The following is a 23,884-nucleotide window of genomic DNA, read 5'->3' on the forward strand; positions in this document are numbered from 1 at the left end:
GTATAAACCCTAGGGTAACCCAAAGGTCAACAGAGTGTTTTTGAAGTTGGTCAGATTTTGAGCATTAACAGCGACTGGTTAAGCGCAGAAATCTAGCTTCAAAAACACGTTTCAAAATTAACCCCGTCTAACTTCAAACTCAGTCTTTGCAACCGCTTGTCCATTCACAATCAACGCGACTTGATGTAGACCAGGATAGTGCTTGCGAGTTGTAAGGTCTTTAAAGTTAATTTGACGTTCACCCTGTAGTCCCTGTCGACCATCAATTTTCTTTTCAACTAATTTAAATAGTTTGCGCGATTGTTGGCCGTTTGCCTTCACGTAATCCACCGCGTATTCAACCCGAATTAATAAACCGGCTTCCGCCCTAAAACGAATGCGGTATTCAAACGCCAACCGATCACCAATTGCCACTTCTTTTGACCGTGTTGTGATCGTGGCTGCCACAACTAACGGCTGATCTTGTCGATCACCTGCATAGCCGAACAAATCACGCACGGACACGAAGTCTTTGCGCAAAAGGGTCTGACAACCATGCCGAATGACCCAATCGACTTCAGGCGATGCCCCTTGCCAACGATGTGCAGTCTGAATCACAAGCGCGGGATGGTCTTTGGCAATATCGTTTAAATTATTGGCGACACTTCGTCGGACATATAATTCAGGATCGTTTTTCAACTGTTCCAAAATCGCGAGGACCGGTTGGGGATCCGCCTTAAAAATTGGCAACGATTCACCCCATGGCAAGCGTGGTCGACAGCCCTCACTCGCTAAGCGCCGCACATGTGCATTCGAACTCTGTGCCCATGCTTGCATCTGCGACATCGTCCGGTCTGGTTCCTGCAGGATAAACGTCCGAATAGCAAATTCCGCTGATGATGATTGGTAGATTGTAAAATTAATCCGAACGCTGTTCGGATTAATTTTACAATCTACCACTTAATAATATATACAAGAAATTATGCTATTTCTGACGGTTCCTAGGTGATGTTGACTTGCTGTTTCTTTCAAACTACTACTCAGATGTTGTACAGTTCTGACAATTATTTGACATTACTTCAAATAATTTCTTCATCTAAATTTTCATTAAATTCAAGTATTATTAAAACCAAAAAAGGTTGTAACCCCACATCCATCAAAGGGTTACAGCCTTTTTGTTATCCCACGCTTCCTTCCATCTCATAACTAATCAATCGATTCAATTCCACCGCATATTCCATTGGGAGTTCCTTGGTGAATGGTTCGACGAAGCCCATGATGATCATTTCGGTTGCTTTGGCTTCCGAGATGCCACGGCTCATCAGGTAATAGAGTTGTTCTTCTGAAATTTTAGAGACTTTGGCTTCGTGTTCCATTGAAACGTTGCCGTTTAGAATTGTGTTGTACGGAATCGTATCAGAGCTGGAGCGGTCATCCATAATAATCGTATCGCATTCGACATGGGCAAACGAACCGTCACTGTCGCGTTCAAAACGAACAGTCCCACGGTAATCAACGGCCCCGCCATCTTTGGCAATCGATTTTGAAACGATTGAGGATGACGTATTCGGCGCAGCGTGAATCATCCGCGCGCCACTGTCTTGATCAACGCCTTCGCCGGCGACGGCGATTGAGAGCATGGTTCCGCGGGCACCTTCACCATCGAGGTAGACACTTGGGTATTTCATGGTCATCTTCGAACCGAGATTCCCGTCGACCCATTCCATTGTCGCATTTTCCATGGCTTGGGCCCGTTTAGTTTCCAAACTATAAACGTTCTTTGACCAGTTTTGAATGGTCGTGTAACGGCAATAGCCATCCCGTTTCACAAAGACTTCAACGACCGCTGCGTGCAAGCTATCACTTGAATAGCTTGGTGCAGTACAGCCTTCAACGTAGTTCACGCTGGCGCCTTCATCGACAATAATCAATGTCCGTTCGAATTGACCTGAATTTTCGGCGTTAATCCGGAAGTACGATTGGATTGGAATATCCGTCCGCACGCCTTTTGGAACGTAGATGAACGTGCCACCTGACCAAACGGCCGAGTTAAGCGCTGAGAATTTATTATCAGTTGGTTTGACCAACGTGCTGAAGTATTCCTTCACAATTTCAGGGTATTCGCGTAAACCGGTATCCATATCGGTAAAAATGATCCCAAGTTTTTCGAATTCTTCACGCATGTTGTGATAAACCACTTCTGATTCATATTGCGCACTGGAACCTGCTAAATACTTACGTTCGGCTTCAGGCACACCTAAGCGATCAAACGTTTCTTTGATTTTGTCGGGAACATCTTCCCAATCGCGGTATTGCTTGTCCGTTGCCTTTTGATAATACAACATGTGTTCTAAATCAAGATCGGATAAGTCCGGTCCGAAATCTGGCATTGGCATTTTTTCATAAGCGTGAAATGATTTTAAGCGGAAATCTAACATCCATTGTGGTTCCTTTTTCTCACGCGAGATGGCGCGCACAACGTCTTCCGTTAAACCGCGCCCAGTTGAAAAGACGGGCTCTACATCGTCGCTAAAGCCGTAGTCGTACTCTTCAAATTGGGGCATCGTTGTCTCTTCTGTCATTTGTTAGTTTCCTCCGTTTCTGCGTGGTTCATCATTTGACCGGTTGTTGCACGTCGGTCATCGCTATTTAAGGCTTTGTGGAGCGCCTTCCAAGCTAAAGTCGCGCATTTAATCCGCGCAGGGAATTGTTGCACCCCTTGTAAAATCGCGGCATCTTCTAACAATGACCAGTCTTCGTCACGATCACCAATCATCATATCCGAAAAGCGTTCGATCATCGCCTCCGCTTGCGCCGGTGTCTTATGCATCACGGCATCGGTCATCATGCTGGCAGAAGCCTGGCTAATCGTACAGCCTTCCCCTGAAAAAGCAATCTGACTAATCTGCCCGTCTTCGAGCACCAGTTCAAGTTGTAACACATCGCCACAGGTGGGGTTGCGTAATTCAATTTCATGATCGGCAGTCGTCAAGTGACCATGATGATGCGGATGTTGCGAATGGTCAAGAATGACCTGCCGATATAAGTTATCTAATTTAGAGAGTGCCATTTTGGAAAAACTCCTTTGCTGCTTGAATGGCGGTCACGAACGTTTTCACGTCCGCTTCGGTATTGTAGAGGTAAAAACTAGCGCGCGCGGTTGCGGCAACGTTCAACCATCGCATCAACGGTTGTGCGCAGTGATGACCAGCACGTACGGCAACGCCTTCCATATCGAGGGCGGTCGCTAAATCATGTGGATGTAAATTGTCGAGATTAAAGGCAATCACACCGGTGCGTTGGGCGGCATCTTGTGGGCCATAAATCGTGAGGCCGTCGATTGCTTGGAGCTGCGGTAAAGCCATTGTGACTAGCGCTTGTTCATGGGCTTGGATATGATCCATCCCAATTTGCGTTAAATAATCAATGGCGGTCCCTAAGCCAATTGCCCCCGCAATGTTTGGCGTTCCACCTTCAAGACGCCACGGTAATTCTTTAAACGTTGAAGATTGTAAGCCCACAAAGTCGATCATCTCGCCGCCGTATTCCACGGGTGGCATCTGTTCAAGTAATGCTTGCTTGCCATAAAGCACACCAATGCCGGTTGGTCCAAGCATCTTATGCCCTGAAAAGGCGTAAAAGTCCGCATCAAGTGCCTGCACATCAACCATCATGTGCGGCACGGCTTGTGCACCATCGACCACCATGTAACCGCCTTGTGCATGGACTAAAGCCGCAATTGTTTTAATCGGATTGACAACCCCAAGTACGTTGGAAGCATGCGCCAAACTAACAATTTTCGTCTTAGGCCCAATCACCTGGCGTGCTGACTCTAAATCGAGTTGTCCATCCGGTAATAAGTCGATGTAACGCAATTTCGCGCCCGTTTTCTGCGCCAGTTGTTGCCACGGCACGAGATTACTATGATGTTCCATCACACTAATCATGATTTCATCGCCGGCTTCAACCACGGTTGGGCCGAAACTGCCTGCAACCCAGTTCAAACTTTGCGTCGTCCCTTTTGTGAAAATCACTTCGGCACTCGCAGCGGCATGGATGAAGGTTTGGACCTTCGTGCGCGCGGCTTCATACTGGGCGGTTGCTCGTTCAGCTAAAGTATGCACACCACGATGCACGTTCGCATTGTCATTTTGGTAATAAGCCACCAACCGGTCAATCACGGCTTGTGGTTTTTGGGTGGTCGCCGCATTGTCTAAATAAACAAGTGGTTCATCATTGACGATTTGGTCTAAAATCGGAAAGTCGCACCGATAATCATTTAACTGGTTGACCATCGATTAACTTCCTTTCAATCGTGTCCGTTAATTGTTGGCGCACGTTTTTATCCGGAATTTCACTTAGAACAGCGCCTAAGAAACCACGAATTACAAGTCGTTGCGCGACTTCTTTTGAAAGACCGCGACTCATTAAATAATACATTTGTTGTTCATCAACGCGCCCGACACTGGCAGCATGGCCAGCTTGCACGTCATTTTCATCAATTAATAAGAGTGGGTTCGCATCCCCGCGTGCTGTCCGCGATAACATCAAGACGCGATTTTCTTGTTGGGCATCGGCACCCTTAGCCCCTTTTAAAATATGCCCGATCCCGTTAAACGTTAACGTCGCATCTTCTAAAATGACGCCATGTTGCAAGATGTGCCCAATTGAACGCGGCCCAATATTCGTCACACGCGTATCAATCCCTTGAATCTGTTTACCAGTTGAGATGGCGACCACTTTCGTTTCAGCATGTGATCCAGCACCCACTAAATCAGAATCAAAGTCACCGATGATATTGCCATCATTCATTGATCCCAATGCCCAATCAATCCGCGCATCGCGCATCAAGTGGCCCCGGCGATTCAAGTAAGTCGTCACGGATTTTCCAAAGGCATCAACCGCTGAAAAATGAACGTGACTGTTATCTTTAGCAATCACTTCCACGACAACGTTTGCTAAGTTCTTGTGGTCACCCGCTGTTTGGAGGTTTTCAAGATAACTAAATTCACTGTTTTGTTCGGCTACTACGAGGACGTGATGAATAAAATCAGCGGGTTGAGTGCTGTCCTGTACATAATAAGCCGTAATGGGTTGCTTAATCACCACATTTTTCGGCACATACAAGAAGAGCCCACTGTTCATCAAAGCTGTGTGAAAAGCCGTTAAGCGATCCTCGTTCGGTTTCACTGTGACTTGCATGTAGTATTGTTGTACCAAATCAGGATGTTCTTGTAACGCGGTGAAAATGTCGGTAAAAATGACACCTTGTTCTGCCAATTCTGCCGGTAAATTTAACTTGGCAGTTGTCTGACCAATCTGTACTGCGTACGGTTGATCAGCTGAAAGATTCGCTGCCGCAGATGGCATTAAACTCAAATCGGATTTAACGGCTGTTGGCGCATTTGCTGCCATCACTGGCCAATGTTTATAGTTAATTTTTTCAAAGATAGGCAGTTCGAGTTGCTCAATTTGCGCAAACGCTGCTTGACGCATTTCAGCAAACCAGGCCGGTTCTTGATGCAATTGTGAGAATGACGCGATTTGTTCAGGCGTGATGGCTAAAGTTTTCTTCATCAAAATCGCCCCCTATTTACTTTCGTCGTCAGTCAATTTGATATCCAAGCCTAATTCGTCACGAATCCCGACATAACCTTCGTCTTCCAAACGTTTTGCAAGTGACGCATCACCAGTCGTGACGATTTTGCCACCCATCATGATGTGCACATAATCTGGCACGATGTAGTTTAAGAGCCGTTGATAATGTGTGATGATTAATGAGCCAAAATCAGCCTCGCGCATTTCGTTCACGCCTTTTGAAACGACTTGCAAGGCATCAATATCAAGTCCGGAATCAATTTCGTCTAGGATGGCGAATTTGGGTTCAATCATCATCAATTGCAGAATTTCATTCCGTTTCTTTTCACCCCCAGAAAATCCTTCGTTTAAGTAACGTTCTGACATTTCTTCCGTCATATCCAAGAATGCCATCCGTTGATCTAATTTTTTCAAGAAAGCCATCACTGAAATCTGATCATCTTCAGCCCGACGTGCATTAATCGCTGCACGCATGAATTCAGCGTTCGTTACCCCTTGAATTTCAGCAGGATATTGCATCGCCAAAAATAACCCCGCACGGGCGCGTTCATCAACCGGCATTTCTAAAATATTTTGGCCATCTAGTTTGATCTGACCTTGTAGTACCTCATACTTGGGATTGCCCATAATCGTTTCCGAAAGCGTCGACTTCCCAGTCCCGTTAGGTCCCATGATCGCGTGAATTTCACCCGTGTTCATTTCCAGGTTAACACCTTTTAAAATTTCCTTACCGTCGATGCCGACGTGCAAATCGATAATCTCTAATTTAGACATAGATGACCCTCCAAGAATCGCATTCTAGCAATTATTATACGCTCTTAATTCTATGCTAATTGAGAACTGTTTTCAATGCTTGAATGCATGAAAAAAGACCACGCAGGCGACGTGATCTTTATCAATAGCTTTCCTGGGGAAATAGGTAAAAAATAACTTATTGATTTGATACTCTTCTAAAACGTTCAACCATCGGACAAGCCGTCCCATAGGGTTGAACTACTCATTGATTTGATACTCTTCTAAAACGCTGCCACTCCCTAGAATGGTAAGTCGTCGGTTGAACTACTCATTGATTTGATACTCTTCTAAAACACTGTTGATGGCGGTTGGTTAGAATGGGTTGTTGAACTACTCATTGATTTGATACTCTTCTAAAACCTACACGTCCATAAAATGTATCGCGGATACGTTGAACTACTCATTGATTTGATACTCTTCTAAAACACCTACAGCGACACTATTCTTAGAAGTTGTGTTGAACTACTCATTGATTTGATACTCTTCTAAAACGATGCAATCGGCGTGCCCGAAGGAACACAGGTTGAACTACTCATTGATTTGATACTCTTCTAAAACGTATGATTAAGCGCGAGACAATGATTAAACGTTGAACTACTCATTGATTTGATACTCTTCTAAAACTATTGACTCTCACGCGTTCGTAGGAACTCGTGTTGAACTACTCATTGATTTGATACTCTTCTAAAACTGCAACATGCATAGCAGGGTGTCATTTGATGTTGAACTACTCATTGATTTGATACTCTTCTAAAACTTTCTTCCAAATAACTACTATTAATACTAAGTTGAACTACTCATTGATTTGATACTCTTCTAAAACAAAGTGGTGAGTGAATGGATTAGAGATGCAGTTGAACTACTCATTGATTTGATACTCTTCTAAAACTAAAAATCGGATATAACTCCCATTTCTGCCGTTGAACTACTCATTGATTTGATACTCTTCTAAAACGAAGACAGGTTAAAGCCTGAAAACTTTGAAGTTGAACTACTCATTGATTTGATACTCTTCTAAAACATGGTGTGTTTATTGAGCACCCTTTTAAGAGTTGAACTACTCATTGATTTGATACTCTTCTAAAACACGCAGGTTAAAGGTACATGGACAGGACATGTTGAACTACTCATTGATTTGATACTCTTCTAAAACCGTCGTTTTTTCATCAGAATTCCATTTTATTCATAGCGCCATTCGACATAATCATTATCGATGTGATAATAACAACATTTCTGGTACTGATCAGATTTAACTTCTTCTGAAAATTCAATGAGAAAGAGTTTCACATTCAATGTCGCCACCAACCTCACCAATTCATTAAATTGGTTGATACTGAGATAGTGCGAAACGTTGATCAACGTGATTATTTTTGATTCATTTAACTCTACTGCTGTCTGTACTATACTCTCAATTATACCATATGGGTCATGCTGGACGGCAGTCGAAAATTGTAAATTATAGAACTTAATCATTCTTTGAAGATCCCATTCCTGGTTGACATCTAAGGTCAATTCATACATAAAGGCCGCATCCAAAATCGTTGAACGAATCTCACTATCTAACTGAGTTAATTTCTGGCGCTGCTGATCCGTTAAGTCGGCGGCGAATTTTTTAATCAACCGATTTTGAAATAGATGATTCAAATTAATTGCTGCCACATCCCCACCCCAAATAACAGCCTTTGAATAATCCATTAATTCGTATTGATCATTGCTAAATTTAACGGTCTCTTGTGCGCCGGACATCCCTGCAATGAGTTTGGTATACACTTCTGGACTACTTGTACTGCAAACCGTTATTTTCTTATTCTGAACGCTAAAGGGTTGGTATGGATAAAAAGTAATGTTCATAAAATTAACGTCCTCTCAGCAGAATTACGGACGTCATCACTCGATTCGCCCAGTAAGAAATGCATTTTATTATATTGTTGCTCAGTAACCATCAACGTTTGTACTAAGCCTGCAGGCGGAGTAAAGCCAGCAATTCGGTTCTCAATAAACTGTGCCGATTGTTTGCTGACACAAACTCGAACATAAACAGAATATTGAATCATTAAAAAACCTTCGTTAAGCAGCGCTTTTCTAAAATGACGGTATGCCTTGCGATCCTCGCTCGTTTCAACTGGTAAATCAAACATGACTAATAAGCGCATTATTCGGTACCTCGTGAGTCATTACCACCTTTACTTCAAACTCTTCTTTCGGAGTTGTCATGAATTTCAAACAATTCTGTACGTGTTTAGTGAGTGCGTTTCTAAGAATTGTGATCTGTCCATTATATTCTAGCTCAAGATTCAGTAACTCCACTAAACCAAATTTAACATCAGGGGTTAATTCATTAAACTTTTGATGTGCCACCCAATAATCAATCACTGGTCGAAAAGGTTCCATTAGATCGGAACCCAAATTAAAATCACTGACGCCATTGTGATGATGAATGCCAAACTGTGTTAAATAGCCATTACAAACAATTTCGCGATTAACGGCTGATAACAACAAACTATAACCATAATTAAGGGCTGCATTAATGGGACTGTACTCCGTTCGAACAAAGTCTTTATCAAAAACTAACTGAAAATACTTGCGCGCAATCACGGCTTCTCGATTTGTTCGATCAGCAAATACCATTGCATCAGCTTCTGTTGTTAAGTCTTCAATATCCTTTCCTAACAATTGTGCACATTGAATTTGCATCGCTATTTTAGCTTGAATAATCGCCGTCCATAAGGTTTCTTTCAACCCCGTTCCCCATTCAACCTGTTGCTGGATCGACGCGAGACTACGATTTCCTGGATAATCCGCAATTGTTTCGCAAGTTGGATTACCGTCTTTGCCTGTAAAAATAATCTTAGCGCCAGCTTCACTCAACTCAGTAATCGCTGATGCCGTTAAAACGGCCTGTGTAGTCGCAACTAACAAAATTTGGATATCATCAATTGGTACTTGGTGTGTTGCATCTTTTGTCTGGACAATAATCTTCCGTCCAGAATAAGAAACCTTTGCATGTTGTGAAATCACAACTGTTCGCCAACTCATAAAAATTTACCCCCTACATCCTTGTTTTCAAAATGATAACATGCTATAATGCTGTTGTTGAGCTTGATACACTCAATCGAAATACTCATTGATTTGATACTCTGAGTTAAAATCAAACAAGGTCTTCGGACCAAGTTTTCTATTCTGAGCCTCTTATGAGGCCTTTTTTTATGCCTTCAAACCAAAAAGCTAGCCCATCATTACACTAATGACAGGCTAGCTTTATTTATAAATCCCTTAAAGCTACTCGTCGTTCGAATAAACCGGTTGGAGATTGATAGATAATTTGGGTGTCAGGTGATAAATAAATTCCAGAAGATTTTTGTAACTTACCAAATGGTGTTGTTAGTTTTAAAATTCCTAAGTCGCTAACTGCTGCATTTGCATGCAATCCAATTAGAACTCTATCCAATATAACTTGTTGCCCAACCTGCACCATCTTATTACCATCCCATTGACTCTTCCACGGTAACTTCATAAAGGCTGCTTTACCCGCAGATAATTTAGCTCTGAATTGATTAGTATCATACAGTGGGAAATAATGCATCACTTGATCTAAGATTTCATCATAAACTTGTTCAGCGAGTTCTTCAGACTGTGTTAAAGGTAGCGCGCCATTTAATAATTTAACAGCCGTTTTATCGAGAATCAGTTCCTGCTCGTTGTGTTTATACGTCGCAGAGCCCAATGTCAATTCTTGACCATTATCGAAGAAACGTTGATTGATTAGGATATGTGGTGCAATGACTTCAAAGTCTTCGACCACTTTCACAATCGTTCCTTTTTGTTTCTTCACTTTTGTAAATTGCGGACTAATTTTTTGCTTTAAGAATGCCTTTTGTGAGTCTTCATCCGTCAGTTGTTTAAGTTGCGCTAGCCAACTTGTCTCAACACCACAGACTTTATAGAGATCACCCTTTTTATTTTTAATGCGTACAATACACATGTAGGCAACGGTCTTCCCCGAGTACCCACCATAGAGCGCAGTTGGTCGATTTTGTTTAGCGGGAATCAATTGCTTGCCGCCCTGCCCACTTGCTTTATCATCTTTAGCCGCATAGAGCGTTTGATTAAATAGCGCTCCCGAATTTTCATGCACTTCGCGAGTCACTAGAATCTTCTTAAACTGATAAATTTTATTCAAATAAGCTAGACCGGATTCTTTATCCCAAATAACCGCTTCAGTATTTTCATCAACCAATTCGTCTTTCTTTAGACCATTTAGAAAATTGAAGTTACGCCACTTATCTTGCTGACTTGCCTTCTGATACTCACCGTATACAAAATAAGGTTTTAATTTAGGATAGCGCTTCAATAGATACAGACCAACGAATGCGGTCAGATAAGCATCGAATGCATGATGGTGGTTATTTAGATTACGATTCTTCGGAAAATCGAATTCTGTTCGCATTTGGTGGGTTAACCCACTCTTAACCGTAATTAACTCAATATTGTCTTCACCATACTGTTCCATCAATAGATTTGTCGCTAACTTAATGACTTGGCGTGTTTCTACTAATTGCCGATTAATAAAGCCCTTCATGGCGTATTTACTGATGTGATCAGGATTTAACGTTAAATTATCATATTTTTTCTTGGTAATTAACCCAGCTCGCAACATCTGTTCCCACTGAAGCTGCATCTTCTTACCAAGTTCAACGCTTGTAAAGTCGGTCGGTACTTGATCTGCTTTACTACGATTCATTTTTTGAGAAACTAATACCCGATTATCTAGTGAGTTATCCTTAATAAACGATTGTGGCAAAATATGATCAATATCGTACGTCGATAAACGATCAATATTCAACGAATCACCCGTATACATATCCCGACCACCCTGCATGAAGTACAAGAATAAGCGCGTATTACTCAATGCAGAATTCGATAAATCCTTAAGTTCATTTCTGATTTCAGTATTATTTAGCAATTCATTGCTGATATTTTGATAGACTTGTTCAACTTGGCGCTTACGTTGCACCGAAAGTCGTCGATTCACTTCATCTTCGCGCGCAAATTCAATCAATATCCGTTCTGGCGCTTGGCCTTTCATGGCCTTTTGAATGTCATTGACAACAAGCAGAATCTGGCGGAGCGCTTTTTTATTCTGTGGTGACGTATATAAATCATTGATAACATCTTGTACATCATTTTCAGCTAGCATCATTTGATTAGCTTCAGTAATTAATTTATCAAAGTCTTCAGAGTGCACAATCCGCATGAAGTTATCCGTTGTATCCCAGAGTAAGTCCATGATTCGTTGTCCATTCGCATTGACGATTTGCGTTAATAATTTAGCCGACAAACGACCCCAACCGCGGTAGCGTTTAGCAGCTAATTGCACACGTTGCTGATCCGTTAACCAATCGATTTCATTCAATTTGGCGCTATATATTTTGCCGTCTTCAAAAATCGTTGACCATTCAACACATTTTTCCAAATCGACTTGTTTATCAACATCTTCAACCGCATCCCCAACAATCGCCTTTAAGTCATGATACGTACTTAATCGACTATTGAATTTATTCTCATCAGATAGACCAGTAATTGCGGGACGACTTGCATAGCGCTTTTCTGATACCAAGTAATCCTGAATATTTTTCACTGTTACACTTATTTTTTGCATAAATAAATCCGTAAATATTGCTTGTTTCAACTCCGTCGTAATCGGTTGGTCATCAATCTTAAGTCCGTTTAATTCATTCAACACTTCAAACCGTTGATAAATTAAGCTTTGCTTAGGGAGTACATCTTCAGCCAATAAATAAGTATCAGTCGTTGTCATGCGCTTAATGAATTCATTAGCGGATGCTTGACGGTCCACTTTATCATCGAAGTTCCACGGTGTAATCCGGCCTTCTGCTTTACGAATCATCCACGCAAACTTCGCATCGGAGCTTTGTTGTTGCTGCTCAGCCGTAATCAGGGGCCCCACATAGTACGGCACTCTAAAGGCCACTAATTCGTCCAATTTATATTTAGCGACTGTTTGCCGTTTAGAATTGGGATTAAGTTCCGCTAACCAGGGGTAATATTGTTGTTGGTCTCGATAATCCGGTCTAATTCCTGTTGATGTAGTTGATGCGGGATTGCCCCATTATCTTTGGTCCGTTGTTTTGGCATAAATTGATCAAGTTCAATTAATTTTTTAATTTCACTCACAATCGGATGATCTGGGTTGTTCTTTAAGGCTTTTGTGATATCTCCATAAAAATCTTCCTTCGAATAGGCCTTCGTATTTTCTTGACCATCAACATATTGGTCATAAGCCTGCTTTAATCTCTGTCGGTCTTCAGGTGCTAACGCTTCCCGTACCGCTTTTAGCATTTTTAAATGCTTTTGATGATCGTCATACTTCGTGATCATCGCTTGCGACAATGATTGATTTTCAGGAACGATTCCCGCCAATAGAACACCAGAATAAAGTTCCTGTAGGCTTTCGATAATTTGATGGGCATTATCATCAAGACTACTCTCTAACTTGACCATTTCTTCATCAAAGTTTTCTGCATTAAAAGTGAGTGTCCATGCTTTAACATCTTCGGCTTCGATCCCAGTAAGCACATTAAACTTCGCTTTTAACCCCAAGATTGCTTTTAATAATTCTGTCGCAATCGCCTTATTCTGCTTTTCAACTGCCTTATTCGTACTTGGCGTATAAATCAGTGATAATGCTTGTCTTTGCCGATTGCTAGCACTTTGTTGATTATCCAATAAGAGCGCTTTGACCTCCGCCAATTTATCCGTCTCTAGTTGAAAGCCAGATTCACTGAACAAGTCAGCAAAAATCGTGTTTAGTCTGTCAAAATGAGCCACTAAATTAATTTCGCTACTCTTAAAGGATGAAACGGGCGCTTCATTTAAAAAGTGCCCGCGATACTTCACAATATGATGCATCGCTAAATAAATCTCGCGAATATCAAATTGACGTTTCTCGGTCATTAGCTTATATCTTAAATGGTAAATCGTTGGATAATCGTCATAGAATGCCCGATCTGTTCGATCATTAAATAAACTTGTTTGTGGATATAACTTTCGCTGATCCTTCGGACTTAGGTTTGATTGTTTTTGCCGCAAGAAAAAAGTATCATCAACCGGCGTGATATAGGGTTCAAAGATTTCTCTTAACAATCCTAACCGCCATTTACGTCGTTTTAATCGGCGACGTGTTGTTCTAAAGCTGCGCCGTTCTGCGGCTGTTTGTCCTTCATCGTATAAACGAACCCCATAACCATATTTACCTCTTACACTGACCAACTTACTTTGGTCATCAACCACTGACCACCCAATTGAACTAGTACCAATATCTAAACCAATATTATACGGACGACTCATTCTTACTCCCCCTAAAAGTTTATATTCAATGATAGTATATCCAATTTAACCCGCTTTTTCCAATTAAGTTAAGAATTACACATGCTAACAGCAAAAAAAGACAAGTCTTAATGACTTGTCTTTGATCATTATTCAACTGGTAACACTGCGCCGTGCCATTTATTCTTAATCCATTCTTGCGTTGATTTTGATTTGAGCGCTTTAACGAGCTTCTTGATAGCTGGGTTATTGCGGTCTTTTTTATTTGTCACAACAATGTTGGCAAATGGCGAAGATTGCTTTTCAAGGGCCACAGCATCCTTTTCAGGGTTGAGACCGGCTTGCACAGCATAGTTCGAGTTAATCGCCACTAAGGTGCCTTCATCATTCTTCAAAAGTTCAGGCATGAGTTTTGGTTCGAATGTGTACTCAAACTTGAGGTGTTTGGGATTGCTAGCGATGTCTTTAAACGTTGCGTTTTCAGCATTTACGCCCGATTTCAAGGTGATTAAGCCACCGTCTTTTAAAATTGTTAAAACACGGCCCCAGTCTGGCTGGCTGCTTGAAACTAATACTTTCGCACCTGATTTCACATCACTCAATTTTTTAACTTGTTTACTGTATAAGCCGAGCGGTTCTAAGTGAATACTGCCAACACTGACTAAGTCGTAGCCGTTATCTTTATTGGCCTTCTTCAAAAAGGGTTTGTGTTGGTAGTAGTTCGCATCTAATTCGCCACTCGCTAAAGCTTTATTGGGTAAAACATAATCGCTGAAGACTTTTACTTTGAGGTTGATGCCTTCTTTTTTCAACTCCGGTTGAACGTGTTTCAAAATCGCGGCGTGTGGAATTGCGGATGCCCCAACGACGATTGTGTTGCTGTCTGACTTCGCTTCTTTGTTACCACAAGCGGCAAGTGCGCCCGCTAATAAGAAGACTGCTGCTAATAATCCTAAACTGTGTTTTTTCATGAAAACTCCTCCTTTTAAATTAACGATGATCAATGTGTTGAACAACCAAGTCGCCCGTTTTTTGACAAATGAAGACGATGATTAAAATAATGACGGTTGCGACTAACGTAATCGCATTTTGGTTAGCTTGGAAACCATCTTGGTAAGCAAGATTTCCCAGTCCACCGGCACCAATCACCCCCGCCATTGCGGTATAACCAACAAGTGAAATTGCGGTGACGGTTAAGCCGGAAACAAGCGCCGGCATACTTTCTGGCAGAAGGACTTGCCAGACGATTTGGGCTTTTGAAGCGCCCATTGAACGGGTGGCTTCAAGCACACCGCCATCGACTTCCCGAAAAGCTAATTCAACGAGTCGTGCATAAAAGGGCGCGGCTGAGATGATTAACGCTGGAATCGCCGCTTTCGGGCCAATCATCGTGCCCATCAAACCTTTTGTCAATGGAATCAACAAGACGATTAAAATGATGAATGGAATGGAACGAAAGACGTTCACGAATAAAGCCACAATGCCATTCAACAGCCGATTCACTCGACCACCACTCGCGTTTGTTTGATAAAGAACTAACCCGAGTGCGAATCCAAGAACTGCCACCAATAAAACACTGACAATTGTTAACCAAACTGTTTCAAAAGTTGCTTGCCACATACTTGGCCAGTTCACTTGCTTAAATTGAAAATAGGATTGAAATCCGTTTACGTTATCCATGACGTACCACCTCAACTTCGATTGTTTGTTGTGCTAATTCTGCAAGGACTGCCTTTAAATCACTTGGATTAGCTTGAATTTGAATGTATAAATAGCCAAGTGCGCCATTAATGGTTTGTTGTAAACTCCCACTGATGACACTGATTTCGACTGCTGGGTATTGACGCATCAAGCGACCGATCACCGGTTGACTCGATTGTTCTTCGTTAAATCGCAGTTGGACGATTGTGCCATTTGGAACCCGTTCTAACAGTTGATCAATCGAAGCGGCCGTTTCACTTGGCGACACCACTAAGGATTCAGCAACAAATGCCTTAGTTGCAGCCATTTGTGGTTTTTCAAAGATTTCGTGCACAGTCCCTTCTTCGATTAACCGCCCATTTTCCATGACCGCAATTCGTTGGCAAATCCGCCGCACCGCATCCATTTCATGGGTGACAAGAACGATTGTAATCCCCATTTCACGATTAATCTTAGCCAGTAACGTTAAAATTGAATTCGTTGTTTTCGGATCAAGGGCGCTAGTCGCTTCATCACATAACAGAATCTTCGGGTCACTAATCAAGGCTCGTGCAATTGCGACCCGTTGTTTCTGACCGCCCGATAGTTCGCTTGGATAGACCGCTTCTAAATGGGTCAATTCAACAATCTTTAATAATGCGCGGGCTTTGATTTGTCGTTCTGCCTTAGGTACCCCGGCTAATTTTAGTGGCAACATGATGTTTTCTAACACTGTCTTTGACCAGAGTAAGTTAAAGTGTTGGAAAATCATGCCAATTTTCTGCCGAATCGGCCGCATTGCTTGTTCGCTCAACCCCACAATTGACTGGCCCTCAACGAGCACATCCCCAGTCGTTGGCTTTTCAAGTCCATTCAAGAGTCGGATCAACGTACTCTTACCAGCGCCGGAATAACCGATAATCCCGTAGATTTCGCCCGCTTCAATGTTCAACGAGACATCCGTTAGTGCGGCGAATGTTTTTTGTTCTCGCTCAAAGGTTTTACCCACTTGTTTTAATGTCAACATACTAATCGCTCCCTCTTCTTTTAAAAAATGCCAAAAAAAAATCCTTCCTCTCAAATAAATGAGAGAAAGGACGCTAAATGCGTGTTACCACCTTAATTTACGATTACCTCACAGTAATCGCCTTACAAAGTACCCGATTGATACTCGTTCGCTATATCGGGCAACCCCCGCATTCGGCTCAGTTAAACCTTACCAAATGAATTGCTCAAAGACCATATTCATCTAGCTTTCACATTATCCGCTTGCACCTGACCGGACTCTCTTAAAATGCTACTGACTAAATTACTCATCTTTTCATCGCTTGTATTAAGTAGTATCTATCATAATTAAAGTTCAATTAAAAGTCAAGCAAGACTATTCAAAAAAATCAGATTATTGTTTAAGTAATGGCCTAATCGACCCGAATGTCAGCAATCCACGCATCTTTTTCGTTATCTGCATTTAATAATTCCGGATTATCAGCTAACGGTGTGTTGACGTTTACTAATTCACCAGCTAGTGGACTGTCAAGATCTTGTACCATCTTCTCAGCTTCAATGGCCACTAAGGTTTCATTAGCCGTCAATTTTTGCCCCACGATTGGAACATCAACAAACTTGATTAACCCAAACTCATTTTGTGCGGCTTTGGTGATCCCAATTCTTCTAATCGATGCTGCAATTTCCTCTGTCCAAAAATAATCATTATTATTCATCGTCATCCGTCATTCACTCCTAGAAAGTATCTTCAGCTTCACTGAACATGTAACTCTTATAATGGTACCGCATCGACATGATAAACCCAACGCCAATTAGGTTCCCCAATAATGACGAGCCCCCTTGTGAGATGAACGGCAATGGAATCCCTGTCAATGGTAATAAACCAACGCTCATCCCAATGTTTTCGAAAACATGGAATAAGATCATCATGATGATCCCAGTTGAGACATACGCGTAAAATTCATTCTTCGTATCAAATGTGACCCGAATCATTTGGTAAATCAACAAGAAGTACAAAAGAATCACAAAACATGAACCGACAAAGCCGAAGTTCTCACCAATGACAGAGAAAATCATATCGGATTCACGTACTGGCACATGGACTTGCACTTGATTGAAGCCTTTCCCAAATAGCTGACCAGACCCAATCGCCTTTAAACTCTGCGATAATTGTAAACTGGTACTGGCAGTATTATCAAAAGGATGCAGCCAAGCATCAATTCGATTGAATTGGTACGTTTTAAAGCCCAGATGCGTCAAGATTACCCGGCCAGGGGTCGTCGCCGCTAGTGTAAGGGCCGTGCCCCCAACAGCGACTAAAACAGCAATGGCTGGGGCTAAAATCTTCCAGGTCACACCTGAGACAAGCACAATCCCACCTAAGATGGCAACGAACACTAATAAGGTCCCAAAGTCATTTTGTAATTTCAATAGGACCATCACTGGAAGTGTCCATAGTAACATTCGTCCAAGTAACATCCAATCCGTCTTAATCGTGTGTTCTGGATAAGCCGTATTGTGTTGAGTAACGACCCTGCCCAACATCAAAATATATGCCGGTTTCATGACTTCAGATGGTTGAAATGAGATTGGTCCAAGAGAGAACCAACTCTTTGCCCCAGTTTGCAAGGCGACTGCCCGATTATAAAAGATTAAAACGGCAATCAAGAGGAAAATCCCTAACCCATAAGCCAGTGGTGCAATCCGCCATAGTTGTTCTGAATCAAACTGCATAATTGCGACAATCGCAATTCCACCAATCACGTACCATGCAGCTTGCATAATAACGGCTCGAGTTGAACTCGCACCTGATGTATCATGTGATGTTGCCACATAGATTGACATCAAGCCAATCAACGCTAGCATAAAGACTGAAAAGACGATTCCATAATCAACTCGCGAGGAATCTTCTGTTGTTTCTACTTCCTTTGGCATGCTAAGTCTCCTTCAATCAATTCTGCTCTCATTATATAAATAACCCGGCCAGAATTCTGCCGGGTTACTGTAGTTCTAATTAATTCTTAAGAATTAACCTTGGTGTAAGTGGTACTCCCGTAGTAATTCGTTAACTGCATCGTCGTGGGTCTTAGTAATGATACTTTGACCAGTCCCTTCAACAGTTGCTTCAAAACGTTTCTTAGCGCTATCTTCTACAATCACGCCAATTTCATTTTTGCCGACCATGACGCTTGTCATTTCTTGGCCATTACGTTTGATGTCATCAATTGTGACAGTAATTTTTTGTTCTTTTTTTGACATAGTTATGTTGAACCCCTAACTTCTTTGACTTACTTTTGTGACTCGTCTTGCTGTCGATTGCGCAAAACGGTGAAATGATCTGGTACTGGATCATAGCCGCCCCGTACAAACGGGTGACAACGCAATATACGACCGATGCCCATGATTAAACCCAAAATAGCACCATGTTTTTGAATTGCTTGAATCATGTAACTCGAACATGTTGGGTAATATCGGCAACTCGGTGGTAACAATGGTGAAATTCCCTTCTGATAGAAACGGACCAATCCAATCAATATTTTCCTCAATTTATCTGCCTCACTTTAGCGCATGCTACTGCAAGAAATTAATAATATGACTCCATGTGCTAGGCAAGAAAACGGCAAATGGATTCTGGCCGCCAATTGCAAAACCAATCATCTGACCAACTAATAACGCAATAATTATGAGCACGAAAACCAATAAAATTTTCTTTAAAACGGGTTTGACGTGTTCGTCAAAATTTGATTGATACACACAATCACAATCCTTCTTTAATAGAATGCGGCTTAATAGGCGCGTTTATGTTCAATATTATCTAATAAGATGCCAGTCCCTAAAGCAACAGCATCCAATGGATTTTCTGCTAAGACCACCGGAACCTTCAAATGTTCTGAGAATAAGCTAGCGATATTGCGTAATAAAGCACCGCCACCCGTTAACATGATTCCCCGATCAATAATATCTGCAGATAATTCTGGTGGTGTCACTTCTAACACTTCTTTGGCAGCCGCAATAATTTCCATCATTGTTTCATGCAAGGCTGATTCAACTTCATCTGCACTAATTGAGACAGATTGTGGCAACCCACTTACCATGTCCCGGCCACGAATCTCAAGTGACTCACTCGCATCAGCATGCCAAACGTTACCAATTGTTAACTTAATTATTTCAGCCGTATGTTCGCCGATTAATAGATTATGTTTCTTCTTAACGTATGCGGCAATTTCACTATTCATCTTATCGCCTGCAAGACGCAATGAACGACTTGTGACCACTTCACCCATTGAAAGCACAGCGACGTCACTGGTCCCACCACCGATATCAATAACCATGTTACCGCGTGGTTGAAAAATATCCATGCCAGCACCTACAGCCGCGACTTTTGGTTCTAATTCCAAGAAGACTTTGCCGCCACCTGATTTTTCAGCAGCTTCAACAATTGCTTTTTGTTCAATTGATGTAATATTTGTTGGGCAGCAAATCAAAATATTAGGTTTTGATAGGAAGCCCTTTACATTTAATTTATTAATAAAATACGCTAACATTTCTTCTGTAATGTCGAAATCAGCGATGACCCCATCCTTTAATGGACGGACAGCGTGGATATTGCCAGGTGTCCGGCCAACCATCCGATACGCTTCTGAGCCAACTGCTAAAACTTTTTTGGTTTGGGTATCAATCGCAACAACTGAAGGTTCGTTTAAGACAATGCCTTTTCCCTTAACGTTAATTAAGACGTTGGCAGTTCCCAAGTCAATCCCGATATCTTTAGCCATTTGGTGTTGCTCCTTCCGAGAACTATATTCAGTAAATCATTATACCATAAGACAGATACCTTTAGTATCCTGATTTGGCAAAATAAAAAAGCGACGTCCGCTGAAATAGCAGGCGCCGCCAGTCTGTTTTATGCACGTTTTGCTTGTTTAATCCGGTGACCGGCAGCATCAAAATCAGCTCGACTAATATGTGCCCCAAGTGCCCGTAATTTTTGATGGAAATGATAGTAACCCCGGTCCATGTATTGAAGGTTCGTAACCAACGTTTCACCATTAGCTACTAACCCAGCAATGACAAGTGCTGCGGCAGCTCTTAAATCGGTTGCAGCCACTTCAGCCCCATTGAAATGTGTATCGCCATAAAGCACAACTGATTGACCTTCAATTTGATAATCCGCATTCATTCGGCGGAGTTCTTCCAAATGCATGAAACGATTTTCAAATACCGTTTCGGTCATAACACTCGTCTTCTTAGCAAGTAATTGAAGTGTCGTCATTTGTGCTTGCATATCAGTTGGAAAGCCTGGATAAGGTAGCGTCTTGATATTACATGCCTTTAATTCAGCGGAACCAATAATTCGAACACCAGCTTCTTCGTCAATCACTTCCGCACCCATTTCCACTAATTTTGATAGGAGTGGTTTATTGTGTTCAGCAATCGCTTCTTTAATCAAGACATTTCCTTGTGTTGCCGCAGCGGCTACCATGAAGGTTCCGGCTTCAATCCGATCTTGCACGATACTGTGATCCGTCCCGTGTAAAGCGGTTACGCCTGCCACCCGAATTGTCTCAGTTCCGGCGCCAAAAACGTTCGCACCCATTTTGTTTAAGACATTAGCAAGATCCACAATTTCAGGTTCACGAGCAACGTTTTCAATCACCGTTGTCCCTTCAGCCATTGTCGCAGCCATCATGATGTTTTGTGTCGCACCAACACTAGGAAAATCTAAGTAAATATTAGTTCCCACTAGGCGTTCTGCTTTAGCTTCAATGTAACCATGATTTTGATGAATGGTTGCACCAAGTGCTTCAAAACCCTTCAAATGTAAATCAACAGGCCGCGAACCGATAGCACAACCACCTGGCATCGCAACTCGTGCGTGACCTAAGCGCGCTAATAACGGCCCCATCACAACGATGGAAGCACGCATTTTTGAAACATATTCAAAAGCTGCTTCAAAATTCAAATCACTACTGGCATCGATTGTTAATTGGTTCCGTTGTTCATCAAACTCAACTTTAGCATCTAAACTCTTTAATACATCTTGCATCATGAAGACATCAGATAAAATAGGAACGTTCGTTAATTGAACGGGTCCGTCAGTTGCTAGTAAGGCAGCCGCCATAATTGGTAATACTGCGTTTTTGGCGCCTTCGATTTGAACTTCGCCAACTAATCGTTGACCGCCTTGTATAATCAATTTTTCCAAGAGTTTCCCTCCGAATAAGACTGCTAGTTTATGGGACTAAAAAAATCACATTTTTAGCCTGCGCGATTATTTCTAAAAAGAATTGGCTAACGGTGTAGCCCATCACAATAGCGAGAAATACTATGACAATCTGTACTTGACGGATATGATTCGGTTTGAAAAATTGCTCAAACCGGATTGATTGTAAGCCATAAAAACTGATTAAAATAAAACCAATATGGCTAATAATTGAAATAACTGCCTGTAACCCGATTGATTGCACTTAAATAACGCCCCTTTTGTGATATGCAAACATTGTAACATACCAAAATAGGATTTGTCTGCCCACCAGACTGAATCTTAAGAAACAAAAAAAGCCTTAAACCATTCAGGTTTAAGGCTTTTTGAATCCTACAATAAGTGATTCTTAACGTTAATCCGGTTTATCGCACGTTGCAGTGCAATTTGAGCCCGGCGTAATTCGTCAGTATCATTATGTTCGGACGCTGTTTTAATTGCGTTTTGAGCACGTTCCTTGGCACTTTGCGCACGCGTAATATCAATATCACGCGCCCGTTCAGCACTATCGGCAACGATTGAAGCAACGTTATGGCTCACTTCCATGAACCCACCATTGACCGCAATTGCGTCTTCACGTGCTGGATCATCAGTCCGTTTAACGCGAATCTCACCAATTTCTAAAGGGGTAATAATTGGCTCATGATTAGCCATAATACCAAGTTGCCCGGCCATCGCTGGTACAACCAACAATGTTGCGTGATGATCATAGACAATCCCACTTGGGGTCACGATATTAACGGTTAATACCTTTTGTTCTTCTGCCATCATTAACGCCCCTTTCTAAGCTTGTTTCGTTTCTTGTTCGGATGGTGTATAACCCAATTCTTTAGCTTTTGCTAATGCAGCATCAATATTCCCGACAAGCCGGAATGCTTCTTCAGGGACATCATCATAGTCACCCGCTAAGATGCCTTTGAAGCCTGCCACTGTATCTTTTACTGGCACGTATGAGCCGGCTTGGCCTGTGAAGGCTTCGGCAACGTGGAAGTTTTGTGATAAGAAGAATTGAATCCGACGAGCACGCGCAACGATAATCTTTTCATCATCAGATAATTCATCCATCCCTAAGATCGAGATGATATCTTGTAATTCACGATACCGTTGTAAGACGTGTTGCACTTCTGAAGCAACTTCGTAATGTTCTTCGCCAACAATTTCTGGATCCAAAGCACTAGAAGTTGATTCTAGTGGGTTAACAGCAGGATAAATCCCCTGTTGTGTTAATTTACGATCCAAGTTAGTTGTAGCATCCAAATGCGCGAAAGTTGTTGCAGGCGCAGGATCAGTATAATCATCAGCAGGCACATAAATGGCTTGGATTGATGTAACTGAACCTTTTTTAGTAGACGTGATTCGTTCTTGCAATTGGCCCATTTCTGTTGCCAATGTTGGTTGGTAACCAACGGCAGAAGGCATCCGTCCTAATAAGGCAGAAACTTCTGAACCAGCTTGAGTGAATCGGAAAATGTTATCGATGAATAATAACACATCTTGGCCTTCAATATCACGAAAGTATTCAGCAATTGTTAAACCAGTCAAGGCAACTCGCATACGAGCGCCAGGTGATTCATTCATTTGACCGAAAACCATCGCTGTCTTTTCCAAAACGCCTGATTCTTTCATTTCAAAGTATAAGTCATTACCTTCACGTGTTCGTTCACCAACACCAGTAAAGACAGAAATACCACCATGTTCTTCAGCGATATTATGGATTAATTCTTGGATTAAAACGGTTTTACCAACACCGGCACCACCAAACAAACCAATTTTCCCACCTCGTAAATAAGGTGCAAGTAAATCGATAACCTTAATCCCTGTTTCAAGAATTTCTGAACTTGTATTTAATTCCTCAAATTTAGGTGCAGAACGGTGGATACTGTCCCGTCTAAAATCTGCAGGAAATTCTTCGCCGCCATCGATTGTTTCACCAAGAACGTTAAATACCCGTCCTAAAGTTTCTTTACCAACTGGTACGTTAATTGCACGACCAGTGTCTTCAACAGCCATCCCCCGACGTAAACCGTCAGTTGATTCCATTGAAATAGTACGCATTACCCCATCACCTAATTCAAGTGCCACTTCTAAGACGACAGATTCGTCGTTCCCTTTGTTGACAACCAAGGCATTATTGATATCTGGTAAAGTCGTATCTAAAGAAAATTCGACATCGACAACGGGACCAATAACTTGGACAACTTTTCCCATACTCATAGT

Annotated in this window: 22 protein-coding genes, 1 pseudogene, 1 CRISPR repeat array and 1 other annotated feature; all 23 genes and pseudogenes read right to left on the reverse strand. The window is 41.9% G+C overall.

Annotated elements, in window-relative coordinates:
- Positions 1–117: 117 nt before the first annotated feature.
- Complete coding sequence (locus tag ACF1X7_RS03930; protein WP_411162440.1) at positions 118–939, reverse strand: DNA alkylation repair protein; 822 nt, start codon at positions 937–939, stop codon at positions 118–120.
- Positions 940–1,157: 218 nt separating this feature from the next.
- Positions 1,158–2,561: a Fe-S cluster assembly protein SufB gene (sufB, locus tag ACF1X7_RS03935; RefSeq protein WP_035187061.1), complete on the reverse strand. Its 1,404-nt coding sequence runs from the start codon at positions 2,559–2,561 to the stop codon at positions 1,158–1,160.
- Positions 2,558–3,049, reverse strand: coding sequence for a Fe-S cluster assembly sulfur transfer protein SufU (gene sufU / locus ACF1X7_RS03940; protein WP_411162441.1), 492 nt, complete (start codon positions 3,047–3,049; stop codon positions 2,558–2,560). Before sufU ends, sufB begins: the two co-directional genes overlap by 4 nt.
- Positions 3,036–4,274 carry a cysteine desulfurase gene (locus ACF1X7_RS03945; RefSeq protein WP_411162442.1) on the reverse strand — a complete coding sequence of 413 codons (1,239 nt, stop codon included), beginning with the start codon at positions 4,272–4,274 and terminating at the stop codon, positions 3,036–3,038. Before ACF1X7_RS03945 ends, sufU begins: the two co-directional genes overlap by 14 nt.
- Positions 4,255–5,556 carry a Fe-S cluster assembly protein SufD gene (gene sufD / locus ACF1X7_RS03950; protein WP_004271204.1) on the reverse strand — a complete coding sequence of 434 codons (1,302 nt, stop codon included), beginning with the start codon at positions 5,554–5,556 and terminating at the stop codon, positions 4,255–4,257. Before sufD ends, ACF1X7_RS03945 begins: the two co-directional genes overlap by 20 nt.
- Positions 5,557–5,568: 12 nt before the next feature.
- Entirely contained in the window at positions 5,569–6,351 is a 783-nt protein-coding gene (sufC, locus tag ACF1X7_RS03955; protein WP_064777230.1) for a Fe-S cluster assembly ATPase SufC, read from the reverse strand.
- Between the two features lie 147 nt (positions 6,352–6,498).
- Positions 6,499–7,525: a CRISPR direct-repeat array (repeat unit 36 nt; unit sequence GTTGAACTACTCATTGATTTGATACTCTTCTAAAAC).
- 26 nt (positions 7,526–7,551) lie between these two features.
- A complete protein-coding gene (gene csn2 / locus ACF1X7_RS03960; protein ID WP_064777231.1) occupies positions 7,552–8,223 on the reverse strand; it encodes a type II-A CRISPR-associated protein Csn2 in 672 nt (223 codons plus the stop codon).
- Positions 8,220–8,525 (reverse strand): CRISPR-associated endonuclease Cas2, encoded by a 306-nt coding sequence (gene cas2 / locus ACF1X7_RS03965; protein WP_411162443.1) that lies wholly within the window; start codon positions 8,523–8,525, stop codon positions 8,220–8,222. The genes csn2 and cas2 overlap by 4 nt, the downstream gene beginning before the upstream one ends.
- A complete protein-coding gene (cas1, locus tag ACF1X7_RS03970) occupies positions 8,503–9,408 on the reverse strand; it encodes a type II CRISPR-associated endonuclease Cas1 (protein WP_004270938.1) in 906 nt (301 codons plus the stop codon). The genes cas2 and cas1 overlap by 23 nt, the downstream gene beginning before the upstream one ends.
- Before the next feature lie 226 nt (positions 9,409–9,634).
- Positions 9,635–13,740 (reverse strand): annotated as a pseudogene (gene cas9 / locus ACF1X7_RS03975) (type II CRISPR RNA-guided endonuclease Cas9).
- A 128-nt stretch (positions 13,741–13,868) separates the two neighbouring features.
- A complete protein-coding gene (locus tag ACF1X7_RS03980) occupies positions 13,869–14,690 on the reverse strand; it encodes a MetQ/NlpA family ABC transporter substrate-binding protein (protein ID WP_004270942.1) in 822 nt (273 codons plus the stop codon).
- A 19-nt stretch (positions 14,691–14,709) separates the two neighbouring features.
- Positions 14,710–15,399 (reverse strand): methionine ABC transporter permease, encoded by a 690-nt coding sequence (locus tag ACF1X7_RS03985; protein WP_039099356.1) that lies wholly within the window; start codon positions 15,397–15,399, stop codon positions 14,710–14,712.
- Positions 15,392–16,426 carry a methionine ABC transporter ATP-binding protein gene (locus tag ACF1X7_RS03990; protein ID WP_039099357.1) on the reverse strand — a complete coding sequence of 345 codons (1,035 nt, stop codon included), beginning with the start codon at positions 16,424–16,426 and terminating at the stop codon, positions 15,392–15,394. The genes ACF1X7_RS03985 and ACF1X7_RS03990 overlap by 8 nt, the downstream gene beginning before the upstream one ends.
- Before the next feature lie 63 nt (positions 16,427–16,489).
- Positions 16,490–16,733 (reverse strand) — a binding site (T-box leader).
- A gap of 84 nt (positions 16,734–16,817) precedes the next feature.
- Positions 16,818–17,126 (reverse strand): glycine cleavage system protein H, encoded by a 309-nt coding sequence (locus ACF1X7_RS03995; RefSeq protein ID WP_004270931.1) that lies wholly within the window; start codon positions 17,124–17,126, stop codon positions 16,818–16,820.
- A gap of 13 nt (positions 17,127–17,139) precedes the next feature.
- Positions 17,140–18,339, reverse strand: coding sequence for an FtsW/RodA/SpoVE family cell cycle protein (locus ACF1X7_RS04000; RefSeq protein WP_039099358.1), 1,200 nt, complete (start codon positions 18,337–18,339; stop codon positions 17,140–17,142).
- 93 nt (positions 18,340–18,432) lie between these two features.
- Positions 18,433–18,663, reverse strand: coding sequence for a DUF2969 domain-containing protein (locus ACF1X7_RS04005; protein WP_004270939.1), 231 nt, complete (start codon positions 18,661–18,663; stop codon positions 18,433–18,435).
- 29 nt (positions 18,664–18,692) lie between these two features.
- Positions 18,693–18,950 (reverse strand): membrane protein insertion efficiency factor YidD, encoded by a 258-nt coding sequence (gene yidD / locus ACF1X7_RS04010; protein WP_039099359.1) that lies wholly within the window; start codon positions 18,948–18,950, stop codon positions 18,693–18,695.
- 25 nt (positions 18,951–18,975) lie between these two features.
- Entirely contained in the window at positions 18,976–19,158 is a 183-nt protein-coding gene (locus ACF1X7_RS04015; protein ID WP_004270937.1) for a DNA-directed RNA polymerase subunit beta, read from the reverse strand.
- A gap of 32 nt (positions 19,159–19,190) precedes the next feature.
- Positions 19,191–20,180, reverse strand: a complete 990-nt coding sequence (locus tag ACF1X7_RS04020; protein ID WP_039099360.1) for a rod shape-determining protein — start codon at positions 20,178–20,180, stop codon at positions 19,191–19,193.
- A 128-nt stretch (positions 20,181–20,308) separates the two neighbouring features.
- Entirely contained in the window at positions 20,309–21,610 is a 1,302-nt protein-coding gene (gene murA / locus ACF1X7_RS04025; RefSeq protein WP_039099361.1) for a UDP-N-acetylglucosamine 1-carboxyvinyltransferase, read from the reverse strand.
- A gap of 28 nt (positions 21,611–21,638) precedes the next feature.
- Positions 21,639–21,872, reverse strand: coding sequence for a DUF1146 family protein (locus ACF1X7_RS04030; protein WP_004270934.1), 234 nt, complete (start codon positions 21,870–21,872; stop codon positions 21,639–21,641).
- Positions 21,873–22,000: 128 nt separating this feature from the next.
- Positions 22,001–22,435 (reverse strand): F0F1 ATP synthase subunit epsilon, encoded by a 435-nt coding sequence (locus ACF1X7_RS04035; RefSeq protein ID WP_064777235.1) that lies wholly within the window; start codon positions 22,433–22,435, stop codon positions 22,001–22,003.
- A gap of 15 nt (positions 22,436–22,450) precedes the next feature.
- Positions 22,451–23,881 carry a F0F1 ATP synthase subunit beta gene (gene atpD, locus ACF1X7_RS04040; protein WP_065825598.1) on the reverse strand — a complete coding sequence of 477 codons (1,431 nt, stop codon included), beginning with the start codon at positions 23,879–23,881 and terminating at the stop codon, positions 22,451–22,453.
- Positions 23,882–23,884 lie beyond the last annotated feature (3 nt).

The sequence above is a fragment of the Latilactobacillus sp. VITA-14 genome, assembly GCF_046580785.1.
GTDB lineage: Bacteria > Bacillota > Bacilli > Lactobacillales > Lactobacillaceae > Latilactobacillus > Latilactobacillus curvatus.